This is a genomic window from Pseudomonas sp. KBW05 (assembly GCF_003852405.1).
Taxonomy (GTDB): domain Bacteria; phylum Pseudomonadota; class Gammaproteobacteria; order Pseudomonadales; family Pseudomonadaceae; genus Aquipseudomonas.
This window is the reverse complement of record NZ_QAJM01000007.1, coordinates 259990-274420: the sequence shown is the minus strand read 5'-3', so window position 1 is coordinate 274420 and position 14431 is coordinate 259990. Positions and strand designations below refer to the sequence as shown.

The following is a 14431-nucleotide window of genomic DNA, read 5'->3' as shown; positions in this document are numbered from 1 at the left end:
GGGCGACGCAGTGATACTACTCGCAGATACGAATGAATCTCACTTGGCTTTGTATGCATAACGAAGTAATTCCTATGCGGTCGGCGGTTTTCCCCCGGAACGGCACCTGAGAAACAATATCGTTTATCATTGTTTCCAGATATGTAGCCGTAAGCGAGGATGTACCCGCATGACGATTCGCAACAAACCCCTGCTGCGCGGCCTGGCCGCTTCTCTGCTGAGCCTGGTGCTTGGCGCCTCCACCGCAATGGCCGCCGACCCGGTCACCCTCACGCTCTACAACGGTCAGCACAAGGAAGTCGGCGATGAACTCGCCAAGGCCTTCGAAGCCAAGACCGGCATTCACGTCAACGTGCGCAAAGGCAGCAGCAACCAGCTCGCCAGCCAGGTCGTCGAAGAAGGCGCACGCTCCCCGGCCGATGTGATCTACACCGAAGAATCGCCGCCGCTGAACAAACTCGGCGAGCAGGGCATGCTGGCCAAGATCGACGCCAGCACCCTCGACGTCTTGCCCAAGGACTACGTCGGCGCCAATGGCGACTGGATGGGCGTGACCGCGCGTACCCGCGTCGTGGCCTTCAACCCGAAACTGATCGCCGAAAAAGACCTGCCCAAGTCGGTGCTGGATTTCGCCGGCCCCGAGTGGCAAGGCAAGGTCGGCTTCGTGCCCACCAGCGGCGCGTTCCAGGAACAGGCCGTGGCGATCATCAAGCTGCACGGGCGCGACGCCGCCGAAGAATGGCTGACCGGCCTGCGCGCCTTCGGCAAGGTCTACAGCAACAATATGGTCGCCCTCAAAGCCGTGGAGAACGGCGAAGTGGCCACGGTGCTGGTGAACAACTACTACTGGTTTGCCCTGAAAAAAGAAAAGACCAATCTGGATTCGCAACTGCATTACTTCACCGATGGCGACGTCGGCGGCCTGATCACCGTGTCCTCGGCGGCGGCGCTCAAATCCAGCAAGCACCCCAAGGAAGCCCAGCAACTACTGGCGTTCATGGCCAGTGAAGAAGGCCAACGCGTGATCACCAACACCTCGGCCGAATACCCGCTGCGCAAGGGCATGGAGTCCAGCCGTGGCCTCAAGCCGTTCAGCGAGCTGCAACCGCCAAAAGTCACCCCCGCCGACCTGGGCAACGCCGAAGAAGCCCTGGACCTGGAACGTGACGTTGGCTTGAACTGATGAACCCATCGCTCCCCGCCCCCGCCCTGCGCGGGGGTTTCAGCCCACGGCGCAAACGGCCGTCGATCTGGCTGCTGTTGCCCGTGCTGTTCCTGGTGGGCCTGAGCCTGCTGCCGCTAGCGTATGTCGGGCTCAAGGCCTGGCAGGCGGGCTGGGCCGAGGCCGTGCATCTGTTGTGGCGTCCGTACGTGTTTGGCCTGCTGCGCAACACCCTGGCGTTGATGGTGGGTGTGACGCTGACGTGCGGCGTGGTCGGGCTGTCGTTGGCGTGGCTGCTGGAACGCAGCAACTTGCCGGGGCGACGCATCTGGGGCGTGATCCTGTGCCTGCCGTTTGCGGTGCCGGCGTTTGTCAGCAGCTTTACCTGGGTGTCGCTGAGCGCCAGTTTCGAAGGGCTCGGCGGCGCGATCCTGGTGATGAGCCTGTCGAAGTACCCGCTGGTGTTCCTGCCGGTGGCGGCGACGCTGCGCAATCTTGATCCGTCTTTGGAAGAGTCCGCGCGCACCCTGGGGCTGAATCGCTGGGGCGTGTTCTGGCGCGTCACCCTGCCCTTGTTGTGGCCGTCGCTGCTGGCAGGGGCGCTGTTGATTGCGCTGCATATGCTGGTGGAATTCGGCGCGCTGTCGATCATCGGCTTGCAGACATTCACCACCGCGATCTACCAGCAATTCGAGTTGGAATTCAGTAACGCCAACGCCGCGATGCTCTCGGCGGTATTGCTAGTGATGTGCCTGACGCTGCTGTGGCTGGAGCTGTGCGTGCGCGGCAAGGGCCGGCACGTGCGCATCGGCCAGGGCGCGGCGCGACATGCCGAGCAAGTGCGCCTGGGCAAGTGGGCGCCGTTGGGGCAAGTCTATTGCCTGGCGCTGGCGATCATCGGCAGCGGCATTCCGCTGGGGATGCTCGGCTATTGGCTGGCGGTCGGTTCGTCGGCGGCATTCCCGGTGGCTGCGATTAGTGAGGCGCTGCTGTCCTCCCTGGCGCTGTCCCTCGGCGGCGCGGCGTTGTGCCTGGTGCTGGCGGTGCCGGTCGGGTTGCTGGTGGTGCGTTATAAAGGCCAACTGGCGATCTGGGCCGAGCGCTTGCCGTACCTGCTGCACGCCCTGCCCGGCTTGGTGATTGCGTTGACGCTGGTGTATTTCGCGCTGCATTACGTGCCGGCGTTGTACCAGACCTCGGCGCTGTTGCTGATTGCGTATGCGCTGCTGTTTTTGCCTTTGGCCCAGGCGCCGATCCGTACGGCGTTGAACAAGGCTGCACCGCAATTGGAAGAGGCCGCTCGCACCTTGGGCGCGTCGTCGTTCAGTGCGTTTTGTCGGGTGACCTTGCCGATCATCTTTCCGGCGTTGGGCGCGGCGTTTGCGTTGGTGTTTCTGGATGCGATGAAGGAATTGACGGCGACCTTGCTGCTGAGCCCGACGGGGTTGAATACCCTGGCGACAGCGGTGTGGGCGCATACCTCGAATGTGGAGTTTGCGGCGGCGGCGCCGTATGCGGCGTTGTTGATTTTGGTGTCGGGATTGCCGGTTTATTTGCTCACGACGCGGATGTATCTGAGTCGCTGAGATCGCCTTCGCGAGCAAGCCCGCTCCCACATTTTGAAATGCATTCCAAATGTGGGAGCGGGCTTGCTCGCGAAGGCGTCGGCACAGGCAACACTAGGCTCGAAACTGCCCCAAGCTGGCCTTCAACTGCGCCGCCAACCCATCCAGCACCTTGCCACTGGCGGTCGTCTCTACCACCGCCTGCGCCGCACGCTCGGCCTGGGCATGGATCACCTCGACCCGCCCGCGCACCGCCTGCGCACCCTGTGCCTGATGCTCCGCCGCCCGTGTCGCCAACCCAATCGCGGCATGTACTTGCTCTACCGACGCCTGCACCGTCTGCTGCAAGCGCACGCTGTCACGCAGCACCAGCAAGCCTTCATTGGCCTGGCGCCCAGCCTTGCCGATGGTTTCCACCGCTTCCCGCGCACCTTGCTGCAACGCGACGATATGCGCCTGGATATCCCCGGTGGAGCTCTGGGTTTTGCTGGCCAGCGCACGCACTTCGTCCGCCACCACCGCAAAGCCGCGCCCGGTCTCACCGGCACGTGCAGCTTCAATCGCCGCGTTGAGGGCCAGCAAGTTGGTTTGCTCGGCGATGCCGTGGATCACCGTCAGCACCACTTCAATCTGCTCGCTCTGCTGCGCCAGGCGCTCGATGACCTTGGAGCCGGCCTGCACCTGCCCCGCCAGCGCTTCGATCAGTTCGCCCACTTCGGTCGACGTGCGCGAGTTTTCATCCGTCGCCTGGCGAATATCCACCACCTGTTGCAAGGCAGCCTGCATGGCATGGCTTTCGGCTTGGGCCTCGTCGGCCATTTGCGACAGCGCGCGCAGGCTCTCGGCAACTTCGTCTCGCTGCAAACCGGCGGCTGCGTCGGCGCCGGCGTTGCGCAGGGTCATGGCGCCGATTTCCACGCCGGTGCGTTGGGCCACGTCGCCCGCCTCACGCACGATCGGCTGCAACTTATCCACAAAGCGATTGACCGCCGAGGCCATGTCGCCGATTTCGTCCTTGCTGCTGATTTGCACACGCTTGGTGAGGTCACCCTCGCCCGCCGCGAGGTCGTCCATGGCGGCAATCAACAGTTTCAGGCGATTGACCACACGACGGCCGAGCACGATGGCGATCAGCAGCAATACGCCCAGGCCAACAAGGGCCAGGCCCATGCCGATGCGCCAGCGCAGGGTGCCGGCGGCCTCTTGTACGGCACTGGTGGTGTTGGCGGTCATCTGGGTGGCGGTGGCTTGCGCCGATTGCAGGCGGGCGCCCATGGCGGTCGCGCTGTCGGCAGCGGCGCCCTTGAGGCTGTCGCCGACCAGTTGGTCGCCGCTGGCGATCAAGGCGGCGAAGCGCTTGTCCAGCGCCTGCAGGTCGGCCTCTACCGAAGCGGTCGACACGCCCATCAGGACTTTGCCGATTTCCACGCCGTTGGGGCTGATGGAGGCCTCGACGTAGTACACCGAAGGATCGTTCTTGGCAGCATTCAACACTTTGTCCAAGGCGCGGTCGCCCTGGCCTTTTTCCAGCAGGGCCTTGTTGATCGGGTTTTCCCGATTCAGGTAGCGGGTCAGGTGCTCACCGGCCGCGTCGTCGTAGACCACGAACAGCACATTGGGATTGCGCTGGGCGCGCCGGGCGAATTCCGACAACGTCGGCACATCGCTGTCCCACATGGCGCGCGGCGCCACCGAGGCCAGCAGTTGGGCCATGTCATTGGCGGAGTCTTTCAGGTCTTTTTCCAGGGTCGCACGCAGTTGCTTCTGCTCTTCCTGCAGACGCGTCGACAACCCTGCGGTCAGACGCTGGCGCGTGCTGGTGGACAAGCTGTCGAGGCTGGACGTGACTTCCTTGCCCGCTTGGGCCAATTCGCCAGACAGTTTCTGGCTGTCGATGCCCAGGCGATTGCTCAAATCGGCTTCCAGCGCGGTCACGGTGCTCCGCGTCAGAGCGACGGCCACCAGCACTTGCACCAAAAGAGCGATACCTAGGGTAACGAACACCGGCCGCAAAAGACGGCTTTGTAACAATGAGAGAACGGCAGACATCGGGAATCCCTCCACCACGGGTGCCATTAAATTGATAGCACCGCGAAAGAGACAACCGAAGCAAAGGTCGTGCCGCCCGGACGGCAGAAACGACAAAGGGCTCCCGAAGGAGCCCTTTGCTTTTTACATCAACAGCTTATTACGCGAACGGGTGACGCAGAACGATGGTCTCGTTGCGGTCCGGGCCCGTCGAAATAATGTCGATCGGTGCGCCGATCAGCGCTTCAACGCGCTTGATGTAGGCACGGGCGTTCGCTGGCAGTTCTTCCAGGGTCTTGGCGCCCACGGTCGATTCGGTCCAGCCCGGCACTTCTTCGTACACAGGCTGCAGGCCTACGTAGCTGTCGGCGTCGGTTGGCGCAACATCATTACCGTTTGCGTCTTTGTAGCCGACGCAGATGTTGATGGTTTCCAGACCGTCGAGTACGTCCAGCTTGGTCAGGCAGATGCCCGAGATGCTGTTCACATCGATAGCGCGACGCAGGATGACGGCGTCGAACCAGCCGCAACGACGGGCACGGCCGGTGGTTGCGCCGAACTCGTGGCCTTGTTTGGCCAGGTGCGCGCCGACTTCGTCGAACAGCTCAGTCGGGAACGGGCCCGAACCTACGCGAGTGGTGTAGGCCTTGGTGATGCCCAGGATGTAGTCCAGGAACATCGGGCCAACGCCGGAACCGGTGGCAACGCCACCAGCGGTGGTGTTGGAGCTGGTCACGTACGGGTAGGTACCGTGGTCGATGTCCAGCAGGGAGCCTTGGGCGCCTTCGAACATGATGTCTTTGCCAGCGCGACGCAGGTCGTGCAGCTCAGCAGTCACGTCCAGCATCAGCGGCTTGAGCAGCTCGGCGTATTCCTTGCACTCGGCCAGGGTCTTGTCGAACTCGATGGCCGGCTCTTTGTAGTAACCCACCAGCATGAAGTTGTGGTAATCCACCAGTTCACGCAGTTTGTCTTCGAAACGCGGCATGTTGAGCAGGTCGCCCACACGCAGGCCACGACGTGCAACCTTGTCTTCGTACGCCGGGCCGATGCCGCGACCGGTGGTGCCGATCTTCAGCTCGCCACGGGCCTTTTCACGGGCCTGGTCCAGCGCAACGTGGAAGGACAGGATCAGCGGGCAGGACGGGCTGATACGCAGGCGCTCGCGCACCGGTACGCCTTTCTCTTCCAGCTTGATGATCTCGCGCAGCAGGGCGTCAGGTGCAACCACCACGCCGTTGCCGATCAGGCACTGCACGCCTTCGCGCAGCACGCCCGACGGGATCAGGTGCAAGACGGTTTTTTCGCCATCGATGACCAGGGTGTGGCCAGCGTTGTGGCCACCTTGGTAGCGCACTACGGCGGCAGCATGTTCGGTCAGCAGATCAACGATCTTGCCTTTGCCCTCATCACCCCATTGGGTGCCCAGGACTACGACATTCTTACCCATAACACTTGTCCTCATTCGCGCAAACTTGGTGCCGGCGATGGCCGGCAGGAAAACTCAAGAAGCCAGTGGCGATACTTGCCAAAGCCCGTTCTGCTGAATCAATTGCCGGTCGCAGTCCGCTTCACGGGCGGCGGCCAATGGCTGCCCAGGCAAGGCCTGGACGACACGCTGACCCTCACTGCGCAACTGGCAAACCTGCTGCCAGAGTGCTGCGTCCGTACTGTCGGGCATCCAGATGCCACCAGACGGTAGCTCGACCTCAGCACGCCCCAGGGTCACCAGGGTTTTCAAATCGGTAGAGAAGCCAGTCGCCGGACGGGCGCGACCGAAGTCGGCGCCGATGTCGTCATAACGACCGCCTTGGGCGATGGCTTGGCCAACACCCGGTACAAACACCGCGAACACCACACCGGTGTGGTAGTGGTAGCCGCGCAACTCGCCCAGGTCAAAGTACAGCGGCAACTCCGGGAAGCGTGCCGACAACCGCTCGGCAATCGCCAGCACGTCGTCCAGCGCAGCCAGCACCGGCGCCGGCGCCTTGGCCAGGCGCTCACGCGCAGCCACCAGCACTTCACGACCGCCGCACAGGTTGACCAGTGCACGCAGCATCTCGGCCAAATCCGCCGGCACGCCTGCGGTCAAGGCGATCACTTCGTCGATGGCCTTGCGTTGCAGGGCATCGAACAGCTGCTGCTCCACTTCACCGGACAAACCGGCCGCACGCGCCAGGCCACGGTAGATACCGACGTGGCCCAGGTCCATGTGGACATCCGGCACGTCCGCCAGTTGCAGCATGGCCAGCATCAAGCTGATCACTTCAACGTCGCTGCTCGGGCTCGCATCACCGTACAACTCGGCGCCCAACTGGATCGGGCTACGGGAAGACGACAACGCACGCGGCTGTGCATGCAGCACGCTGCCGGCGTAGCACAAGCGGCTCGGGCCTTCGCGACGCAGGGTGTGCGCATCGATGCGCGCCACTTGCGGCGTGATGTCGGCACGGAAACCCATTTGCCGGCCCGATTGCGGGTCGATGACCTTGAAGGTGCGCAGATCCAGGTCCTGGCCCGCGCCGGTCAGCAGGGATTCCAGGTACTCGATATGGGGGGTCACGACAAACTCGTAACCCCAGCTCTGGAACAGATCCAACACCTGGCGACGCGCTACTTCAATGCGCGCAGCTTCTGGTGGCAGTACTTCTTCGATGCCATCTGGCAGCAGCCAGCGGTCTACCGTTGCCATTACGCCAATCCCCTTTGATCCGGGCGGCCAGCCCTCGGCCGAGCCTTGAGTGAAGCAGAAAATACCCGCCCCCTGCATAAACCACGCGCAAGAGCGACGTGACGAACGGCCTGTAATCGGCCTCGTCAGGCACTTTCCTCGAAAAACCTGTCACGCCTGCCGAATCAAACATGCAGACGCAAAAAAGCCGGGAATTTCCCGGCTGCCGCATCATACACCCGTTTTCTGAAAGGATCACCCCGCCAGGCGTTTTAGCCGCCCGACGGAGTGCGTCCTACCCAGTGACGAGCTGATTACTTGGCTTTTTCCAGGTAGCGGAAGAAATCGCTACTTGGGTCCAGCACCATGACGTCGGTTTTGTTCGCGAAGCTTTCACGGTAGGCGCGCAGGCTACGGTAGAACGCGTAGAACTCCTGGTCCTGGCCGTAGGCCTTGGCGTAGATCGCTGCGGCTTGAGCATCACCATCACCACGGGCCACTTCGGACTCGCGATAGGCTTCTGCCAGCAGTACACGGCGCTGACGGTCGGCATCCGCACGGATACCTTCAGCCAGTTCGTTACCCTTGGCGCGGTGCTCACGAGCTTCACGCTCACGCTCGGTGCTCATACGCTCAAAGACGCTGCGGTTCACTTCCTTCGGCAGATCAATGGCCTTGACCCGGACATCAACCACTTCGATGCCCAACTCTTTTTCCGCCATCGCATTCAACGAACGCGTGATATCAGCCATCAGCGCGTCACGTTCACCGGACACCACCTCGTGCAGGGTGCGCTTACCAAACTGGTCACGCAGGCCCGACTCCAGACGGCGCGACAAACGATCGTCGGCGACAGACTTGCTACCAGAAGTTGCCGTGTAGAAACGCTCGGCATCCTTGACGCGCCACTTGGCGTAGGCGTCAACCATCACGGCTTTCTTTTCCAGGGTCAGGAAGCGTTGTGTCGGTGCATCCAGCGTCATCAGGCGAGCATCGAACTTGCGCACCTGGTTGACGAAGGGGACTTTCACATGCAGGCCCGGCTGGACATCTGCCTGGACCACGCGACCGAATTGCAGCATCACCGCGCGCTCGGTCTGAGACACGATGTAGAAGCAGTTCCAGGCCGCGATGACCACGACGACGCCCACAATCAGGGCGGTCAGCGATTTATTGCTCATCAACGACTCTCCCTGCTACGTGTTTGCTGTTGCAGCAAGTCAGCGGCCGCACGGGCGCTCGCTTCGTTGGCAGCGGCTGTCGAACCGGTGGCTGGTGCGCTGGTGCTGCTACGACCACCTTCGATCATCTTGTCCAGCGGCAGGTACAGCAGGTTGTTCTGCCCACCTTTGTTGCCGGTCACGAGAACCTTGCTGGTGTTGCTGAAGACTTCCTGCATGGTGTCCAGGTACAGACGCTCACGGGTAACTTCCGGTGCCTTGCGGTACTCGGCGACCAGTTTGGTAAAGCGATCTGCCTCACCCTTGGCGCGGGAAACCACTTCGTCACGATAACCGTTGGCATCCTCAAGGATACGCTGGGCCTGACCACGGGCTTCCGGCACGACGCCGTTGGCGTAGGTTTCAGCCTGGTTGCGCGAACGCTGCTCGTCTTCACGGGCGCGGATCACGTCATCGAAGGCTTCCTGCACTTCACGCGGTGCCGCTGCGCTCTGTACGTTCACCTGGGTCACGGTGATACCGGTGCGATAGGTATCGAGGAAGCGCTGCAGGCGCTCCTTGATTTCGCTGGCCATCAGTTCACGACCTTCGGTCAGCACCTGGTCCATGGCGGTGGAACCCACCACATGGCGCAGGGCGCTTTCGGTCGCGTGCTGCAGGCTGACTTCAGGCTGATCAACGTTCAGCACGAAGTCTTGCAGGTTGCTGATCTTGTACTGCACGGTCAGCGGCACTTCGACGATGTTCTCGTCTTCGGTCAGCATCTGGCCCTGCTTGGTATAGGCACGCTCACGCGTGACGTTTTCCATGTACTTCTTGTCGATCGGCGGGAAGTAGATGTTCAGGCCCGGGCCGACAGTCTCGTAGTACTTGCCGAAGCGCAGCACCACGGCTTGTTCCTGCTCGTCCACGACGTAGACGGCGCTGTACAGCCAGACGGACGCCAGCACGACAAGACCCAGGCCCAGCAGGCCGTAGCCGCCGCCCTTGCTTGTGCGACCGCCGTCGTCACCACCACGTTTTTTTCCACCACCGAACAACCCATTCAGGCTTTCCTGCAGCTTTCGGAAGGCCTCGTCGAGATCTGGTGGCCCCTTGCGGTCGCCATTATTGCGGCGTTTACCACCCCAAGGATCCTGATTATTCGAGTTGCCACCCGGCTCATTCCAAGCCATAGCGCTCTCCATCTGATAAAGCAAAGACGCACCCACGGCGCGCCGACCAATGCTACAGAATGCCTGCTACTGCGGCACAACCGCTTTCGGAGGCTTTTATTGCAAAGTGTGTTGTTCGATGAACTCTGTCGGTACAACGCCTTCTCGACTGACCAGCCGATTAAGCTCCGTGCGCGGCAATCGAACGGCCAGCAAGCTGACACCTTCTTCGTCGTATTCTTCTTTCTGTACTGCGCCCAGCTCGAAGAACTGTGCACGCAGTCGAGCAAAACGCTGGGGCAAGCGCAAGGTGCCGACGAACAAATCACTGCCAAGCAACTCGGCAATGGCTTGTTCAAGCAGCTCCAGGCCACTGCCATCACGCGCCGACAGCCAGACCCGCTGGGGCTTGCCGTTCTCATCGCGCTGGATTTGTGGCTCAACGCCTTCAAGCAAATCGAGTTTGTTATAGACCTCGAGGATCGGCAAGTCCTGGGCACCAATCTCGCCCAGTACCAGCATCACCTGCTCGATCTGCAACATGCGATCCGGTTCAGCCGCATCGATCACGTGCAACAACAGGTCGGAATTGCTCGACTCTTCGAGCGTAGACCTAAATGCCTCGACCAGCTTGTGGGGCAAGTGACGAATGAAACCCACGGTGTCGGCCAGGACAATCGGCCCCAGGTCGTCAAGATCCAGACGGCGCAGGGTCGGGTCGAGCGTGGCGAACAACTGGTCGGCCGCATAGACGTCGGATTTGGTCACGTTGTTGAACAGCGTGGACTTGCCGGCGTTGGTATACCCCACCAGGGACACGGTAGGGATATCCGCGCGGGAACGGCCACGGCGCGATTGCTCGCGCTGGCTGCGCACTTTCTCGAGGCGGCCCTTGATCTGGCGCAGGCGCACCCGCAGCAGGCGCCGGTCGGTTTCCAGCTGGGTTTCACCCGGGCCACGCATGCCGATACCGCCACCTTGACGCTCAAGGTGAGTCCAGCCGCGAACCAGCCGGGTGCTCATGTGGTCAAGCTGGGCCAGTTCAACCTGGAGCTTGCCTTCATGGGTACGAGCGCGTTGGGCGAAGATATCGAGAATCAGACCGGTACGGTCGATCACGCGACACTCGAACACACGTTCGAGGTTACGTTCCTGACTGGGCGTGAGGACGTGATTGAAGATCACCAGATCGGCTTCTTCGGCGTGGACCAGGTCGCGCAGTTCCTCGACCTTGCCGCTGCCAATCAGGAATTTGGCGGTTGGCCGATGACGCGGTACGTTAAAAAACGCAACGGTCTCGGCGCCGGCCGAATTAGCCAACTCCTGAAACTCCTGCGGATCTTCGCGCGCCTCAGGGTCCTGTCCATCCAAGTGAACGAGGATTACCCGCTCACCACCACCGTGGCGCTCAAAGAACAAAGGAGACTCCTATCAGGCGTTACCTGGCTCAGCGTCAGCTGCTTCATCACCCGCTGCGCTTGGCAGACGGATTGGACGCACTGGAACGACTGTCGAGATAGCGTGCTTGTAGACCATCTGGCTGACGGTGTTTTTCAGCAGGATCACGAACTGGTCGAACGACTCGATCGTGCCTTGCAGCTTGATACCGTTGACCAGGTAGATGGAAACCCCCACTTTCTCTTTACGTAAAGTATTCAAGTAAGGGTCTTGTAGCGAATGCCCTTTTGACATGTGCCGCACTCCTTTAAGGATCAATAATAAAAAATCGGAAAATAGATAGCTCAAGGCCGTCACACCCCCAAGGATAGACGGCAATTGCAAGGACTCAGCTCAATATGGAGACCGTTCCCAAGTATTTCAAGGCGCGTGACAGATTGTCGCTGTCCAGGCTGTCCAGCCAGTGCAAATCGCTCCAGCTGCGCAGCCAGGTGAACTGGCGCTTCGCCAATTGGCGCGTGGCAATGATGCCGCGTTCCTGCATTTCGGCTGACGTCAGCTTGCCATCCAGATGCTCCCAGACTTGGCGATAGCCTACAGCACGTATCGAAGGCAACCCTAGATGCAGGTCACCTCTGGAACGCAGTGCTACGACCTCGTCCACGAACCCCTGTTCCAACATAATTGTGAATCTTTGTGCAATACGGTCATGCAGCACCTGGCGATTCGCCGGGGCAATGGCCAGATTCGCCACAGTATAGGGCAATTGTGACCGTCCAGATGCGCCTGCGTCGGCACTTTGCGCAGTTTGTTTCAGCCGATGTTCAGTCATGGTCTGGCCGCTCACACGCCAGACTTCCAGCGCGCGGCTGAGGCGCTGCGGATCATTGGGGTGAATGCGCGCGGCGGATACCGGGTCAATCGCCGCCAATTGGTCGTGCAAGACTTGCCAGCCAAGGCGTGCAGCCTCTTCCTCAAGCTCGGCGCGTACCTGGGCGTCGGCCGCCGGCATATCCGCCAAACCTTCCTGCAAAGCCTTGTAATAGAGCATCGTGCCGCCCACCAGCAGCGGAATATTGCCGCGCGCGGTGATCTCGGCCATGGCAGCCAGGGCGTCGGTGCGGAAGTCCGCCGCCGAATAGCTCTCGGCCGGGTCGATGATGTCGATCAGCTTGTGCGGATACTGGGCCAGCAGCGCTTTGGACGGCTTGGCCGTGCCAATGTCCATGTCCCGGTAAACCAGGGCAGAGTCGACGCTGATCAACTCGCAGGGCAGCACTTTGGTCAGTTCGATGGCCAAGTCGGTCTTGCCGGCAGCCGTGGGGCCCATCAGGAAGATCGCGGGGGGCAAGGCACTCATCAGCGACCGCGCAAGAACAGTTTGTCCAGATCGTCCAGGCCCATTTGGGTCCAGGTCGGTCGGCCATGGTTGCATTGCCCGCTGCGCTCGGTGTTTTCCATGTCACGCAGCAGCCCGTTCATTTCCGGCAACGCCAGACGGCGGTTGGCGCGGATGGCGCCGTGGCAGGCCATGGTGCCGAGCAGTTCGTTGATATGCGCCTGCACGCGGTCGCTGGTGCCGTATTCCATCAGGTCGGCGAGCACGTCGGCGACCAGGCGGTTGGCCTCGGCCTGCTTGAGCAGCGCCGGGATCTGGCGGATGGCCAGGGTTTCCGGGCCCAGGCGTTGCAGCTCAAAGCCGAGCTTCTGGAACACAGCGGCATGTTCTTCGGCGCAATCGGCTTCGCGCTGGCTGACCGCCAGGGATTCCGGCACCAACAGCGGCTGGCCACTGAGGCCTTCGCTGGCCATGGCGATCTTGAGGCGCTCGTACATGATCCGCTCGTGGGCGGCGTGCATGTCCACCAGCACCAGGCCGTGGGCGTTTTCCGCGAGGATATAAATGCCCTTGAGCTGCGCCAGCGCGTAACCCAGCGGCGGAATATCACCGCCACCTTCCGGCAAAGCCACCGCAGCACCCGGCTGGGCGCCCGGCAGCGGCGCGAAAAACTCGCGATACGCCGCCTGCGCTTCAGCCACAGGCACGGCCGATTGCGGACGCGGCGTGTATTGATACTGATAGCCCGCACCCGCGCCAGAACCCGGCGCCGCGAACGATGGCTGCGGCGGCGTCGATTGCAGCAGGTTGCCGGCCAGGCTCATTTCGCCCTGAGGGCCAAACTCACCCGCCTCCGGCCCACTCGGCCGCACCACGGCTGTGACGATCGGCGCACCCAGATGATCATCCGGGCGCACATCGCCCAAGGTGCGGTGCAACGTGCCATAGAGGAAATCGTGCACCATGCGGCCATCGCGGAAGCGTACTTCGTGCTTGGTCGGGTGCACGTTGACGTCCACCACCGAGGGGTCGACCTCGAAGAACAGCACAAACGTCGGATGCCGCCCGTTGAACAGCACGTCGCGATAGGCCTGGCGCACCGCGTGGGCCACCAGTTTGTCGCGCACCGCGCGACCATTCACAAAGAAGTACTGCAAGTCCGCCTGGCTGCGGGAGAACGTCGGCAAGCCAACCCAGCCCCACAGACGCAAACCGTTGCGCTCGATTTCAATCGGCAGCGCCTGCTCCAGGAAGCCCGCACCACAAATCGCCGACACCCGGCGCGCACGCGCGGCTTCGTCGTGGGCTTCGTGCAGGCTGAGGATGGTCTTGCCGTTGTGGCGCAAATGAAACGCCACATCGAAACGCGCCAGGGCCAGGCGCTTGATGACTTCTTGCAGGTGATCGAATTCGGTTTTTTCGGCCTTGAGGAATTTGCGCCGCGCCGGGGTGTTGAAGAACAGGTCGCGCACTTCCACCGAAGTGCCCACCGGATGCGCCGCTGGCTGGACCCGGGGCGCCATGTCGCGGCCTTCGGTTTCCACCTGCCAGGCCTGTTCGGCGCTGCAGGTCCGCGAGGTCAAGGTCAGGCGCGCCACCGAGCTGATGGACGCCAATGCCTCACCACGAAAGCCCAGGCTCATCACCCGTTCCAGGTCTTCGAGGTCGCGGATCTTGCTGGTGGCGTGACGGGCCAGGGCCAGCGGCAGGTCATCGGACGAGATGCCGCTGCCGTCATCGCGCACCCGCAGCAGCTTGACGCCGCCCTGCTCCACGTCCACGTCGATGCGCTTGGCGCCGGAGTCGATGCTGTTTTCCAGCAACTCCTTGATCACCGACGCCGGGCGTTCAACCACCTCACCGGCGGCAATCTGGTTGGCCAGGCGTGGGCTGAGCAGCTCGATGCGCGAGCCGTTGTTCAAGACTGACTCAC

The 14431-nt window shown here is 61.9% G+C and carries 11 protein-coding genes; 2 read left to right on the top strand and 9 right to left on the bottom strand.

From position 1 onward, the window contains the following. Positions 1-169 precede the first annotated feature (169 nt). Positions 170-1183, top strand: a complete 1014-nt coding sequence (locus DBR46_RS06965; RefSeq protein WP_124525557.1) for an extracellular solute-binding protein — start codon at positions 170-172, stop codon at positions 1181-1183. Then, positions 1183-2748, top strand: coding sequence for an iron ABC transporter permease (locus DBR46_RS06960; RefSeq protein WP_124525556.1), 1566 nt, complete (start codon positions 1183-1185; stop codon positions 2746-2748). The genes DBR46_RS06965 and DBR46_RS06960 overlap by 1 nt, the downstream gene beginning before the upstream one ends. Positions 2749-2841: 93 nt before the next feature. Here the strand turns inward: DBR46_RS06960 and DBR46_RS06955 are convergent, their stop codons facing one another. The 9 genes from DBR46_RS06955 to mutL all read right to left on the bottom strand — a co-directional run bounded on the left by DBR46_RS06955 (position 2842) and on the right by mutL (position 14420). Then, positions 2842-4776: a methyl-accepting chemotaxis protein gene (locus DBR46_RS06955; RefSeq protein ID WP_124525555.1), complete on the bottom strand. Its 1935-nt coding sequence runs from the start codon at positions 4774-4776 to the stop codon at positions 2842-2844. A 139-nt stretch (positions 4777-4915) separates the two neighbouring features. Next, positions 4916-6205, bottom strand: a complete 1290-nt coding sequence (locus tag DBR46_RS06950) for an adenylosuccinate synthase (protein WP_124525554.1) — start codon at positions 6203-6205, stop codon at positions 4916-4918. A gap of 54 nt (positions 6206-6259) precedes the next feature. Then, positions 6260-7447 (bottom strand): ATP phosphoribosyltransferase regulatory subunit, encoded by a 1188-nt coding sequence (locus DBR46_RS06945; RefSeq protein ID WP_124525553.1) that lies wholly within the window; start codon positions 7445-7447, stop codon positions 6260-6262. Between the two features lie 293 nt (positions 7448-7740). Continuing rightward, the gene (gene hflC, locus DBR46_RS06940; RefSeq protein WP_124525552.1) at positions 7741-8607 is read right to left on the bottom strand and encodes a protease modulator HflC; all 867 of its coding nucleotides are present in this window, start codon (positions 8605-8607) and stop codon (positions 7741-7743) included. Beyond that, a complete protein-coding gene (gene hflK / locus DBR46_RS06935) occupies positions 8607-9782 on the bottom strand; it encodes an FtsH protease activity modulator HflK (protein ID WP_017734960.1) in 1176 nt (391 codons plus the stop codon). The genes hflC and hflK overlap by 1 nt, the downstream gene beginning before the upstream one ends. Before the next feature lie 96 nt (positions 9783-9878). Beyond that, positions 9879-11180, bottom strand: a complete 1302-nt coding sequence (gene hflX, locus DBR46_RS06930; RefSeq protein WP_017734959.1) for a ribosome rescue GTPase HflX — start codon at positions 11178-11180, stop codon at positions 9879-9881. 12 nt (positions 11181-11192) lie between these two features. Continuing rightward, positions 11193-11453, bottom strand: a complete 261-nt coding sequence (hfq, locus tag DBR46_RS06925; protein WP_016976904.1) for an RNA chaperone Hfq — start codon at positions 11451-11453, stop codon at positions 11193-11195. Positions 11454-11547: 94 nt separating this feature from the next. Further along, on the bottom strand, positions 11548-12519 hold the full coding sequence (gene miaA, locus DBR46_RS06920) for a tRNA (adenosine(37)-N6)-dimethylallyltransferase MiaA (RefSeq protein ID WP_124525551.1): 972 nt from the start codon (positions 12517-12519) through the stop codon (positions 11548-11550). After that, the gene (mutL, locus tag DBR46_RS06915) at positions 12519-14420 is read right to left on the bottom strand and encodes a DNA mismatch repair endonuclease MutL (protein WP_177414013.1); all 1902 of its coding nucleotides are present in this window, start codon (positions 14418-14420) and stop codon (positions 12519-12521) included. Before mutL ends, miaA begins: the two co-directional genes overlap by 1 nt. Positions 14421-14431 lie beyond the last annotated feature (11 nt).

Bases quoted from the DNA above. Each gene is read 5' to 3' on its own strand.
- DBR46_RS06965 (WP_124525557.1), top strand. From the start codon at position 170: ATGACGATTCGCAACAAACCCCTGCTGCGCGGCCTGGCCGCTTCTCTG.
- DBR46_RS06960 (WP_124525556.1), top strand. From the start codon at position 1,183: ATGAACCCATCGCTCCCCGCCCCCGCCCTGCGCGGGGGTTTCAGCCCA.
- DBR46_RS06955 (WP_124525555.1), bottom strand. From the start codon at position 4,776: ATGTCTGCCGTTCTCTCATTGTTACAAAGCCGTCTTTTGCGGCCGGTG.
- DBR46_RS06950 (WP_124525554.1), bottom strand. From the start codon at position 6,205: ATGGGTAAGAATGTCGTAGTCCTGGGCACCCAATGGGGTGATGAGGGC.
- DBR46_RS06945 (WP_124525553.1), bottom strand. From the start codon at position 7,447: ATGGCAACGGTAGACCGCTGGCTGCTGCCAGATGGCATCGAAGAAGTA.
- hflC (WP_124525552.1), bottom strand. From the start codon at position 8,607: ATGAGCAATAAATCGCTGACCGCCCTGATTGTGGGCGTCGTCGTGGTC.
- hflK (WP_017734960.1), bottom strand. From the start codon at position 9,782: ATGGCTTGGAATGAGCCGGGTGGCAACTCGAATAATCAGGATCCTTGG.
- hfq (WP_016976904.1), bottom strand. From the start codon at position 11,453: ATGTCAAAAGGGCATTCGCTACAAGACCCTTACTTGAATACTTTACGT.
- miaA (WP_124525551.1), bottom strand. From the start codon at position 12,519: ATGAGTGCCTTGCCCCCCGCGATCTTCCTGATGGGCCCCACGGCTGCC.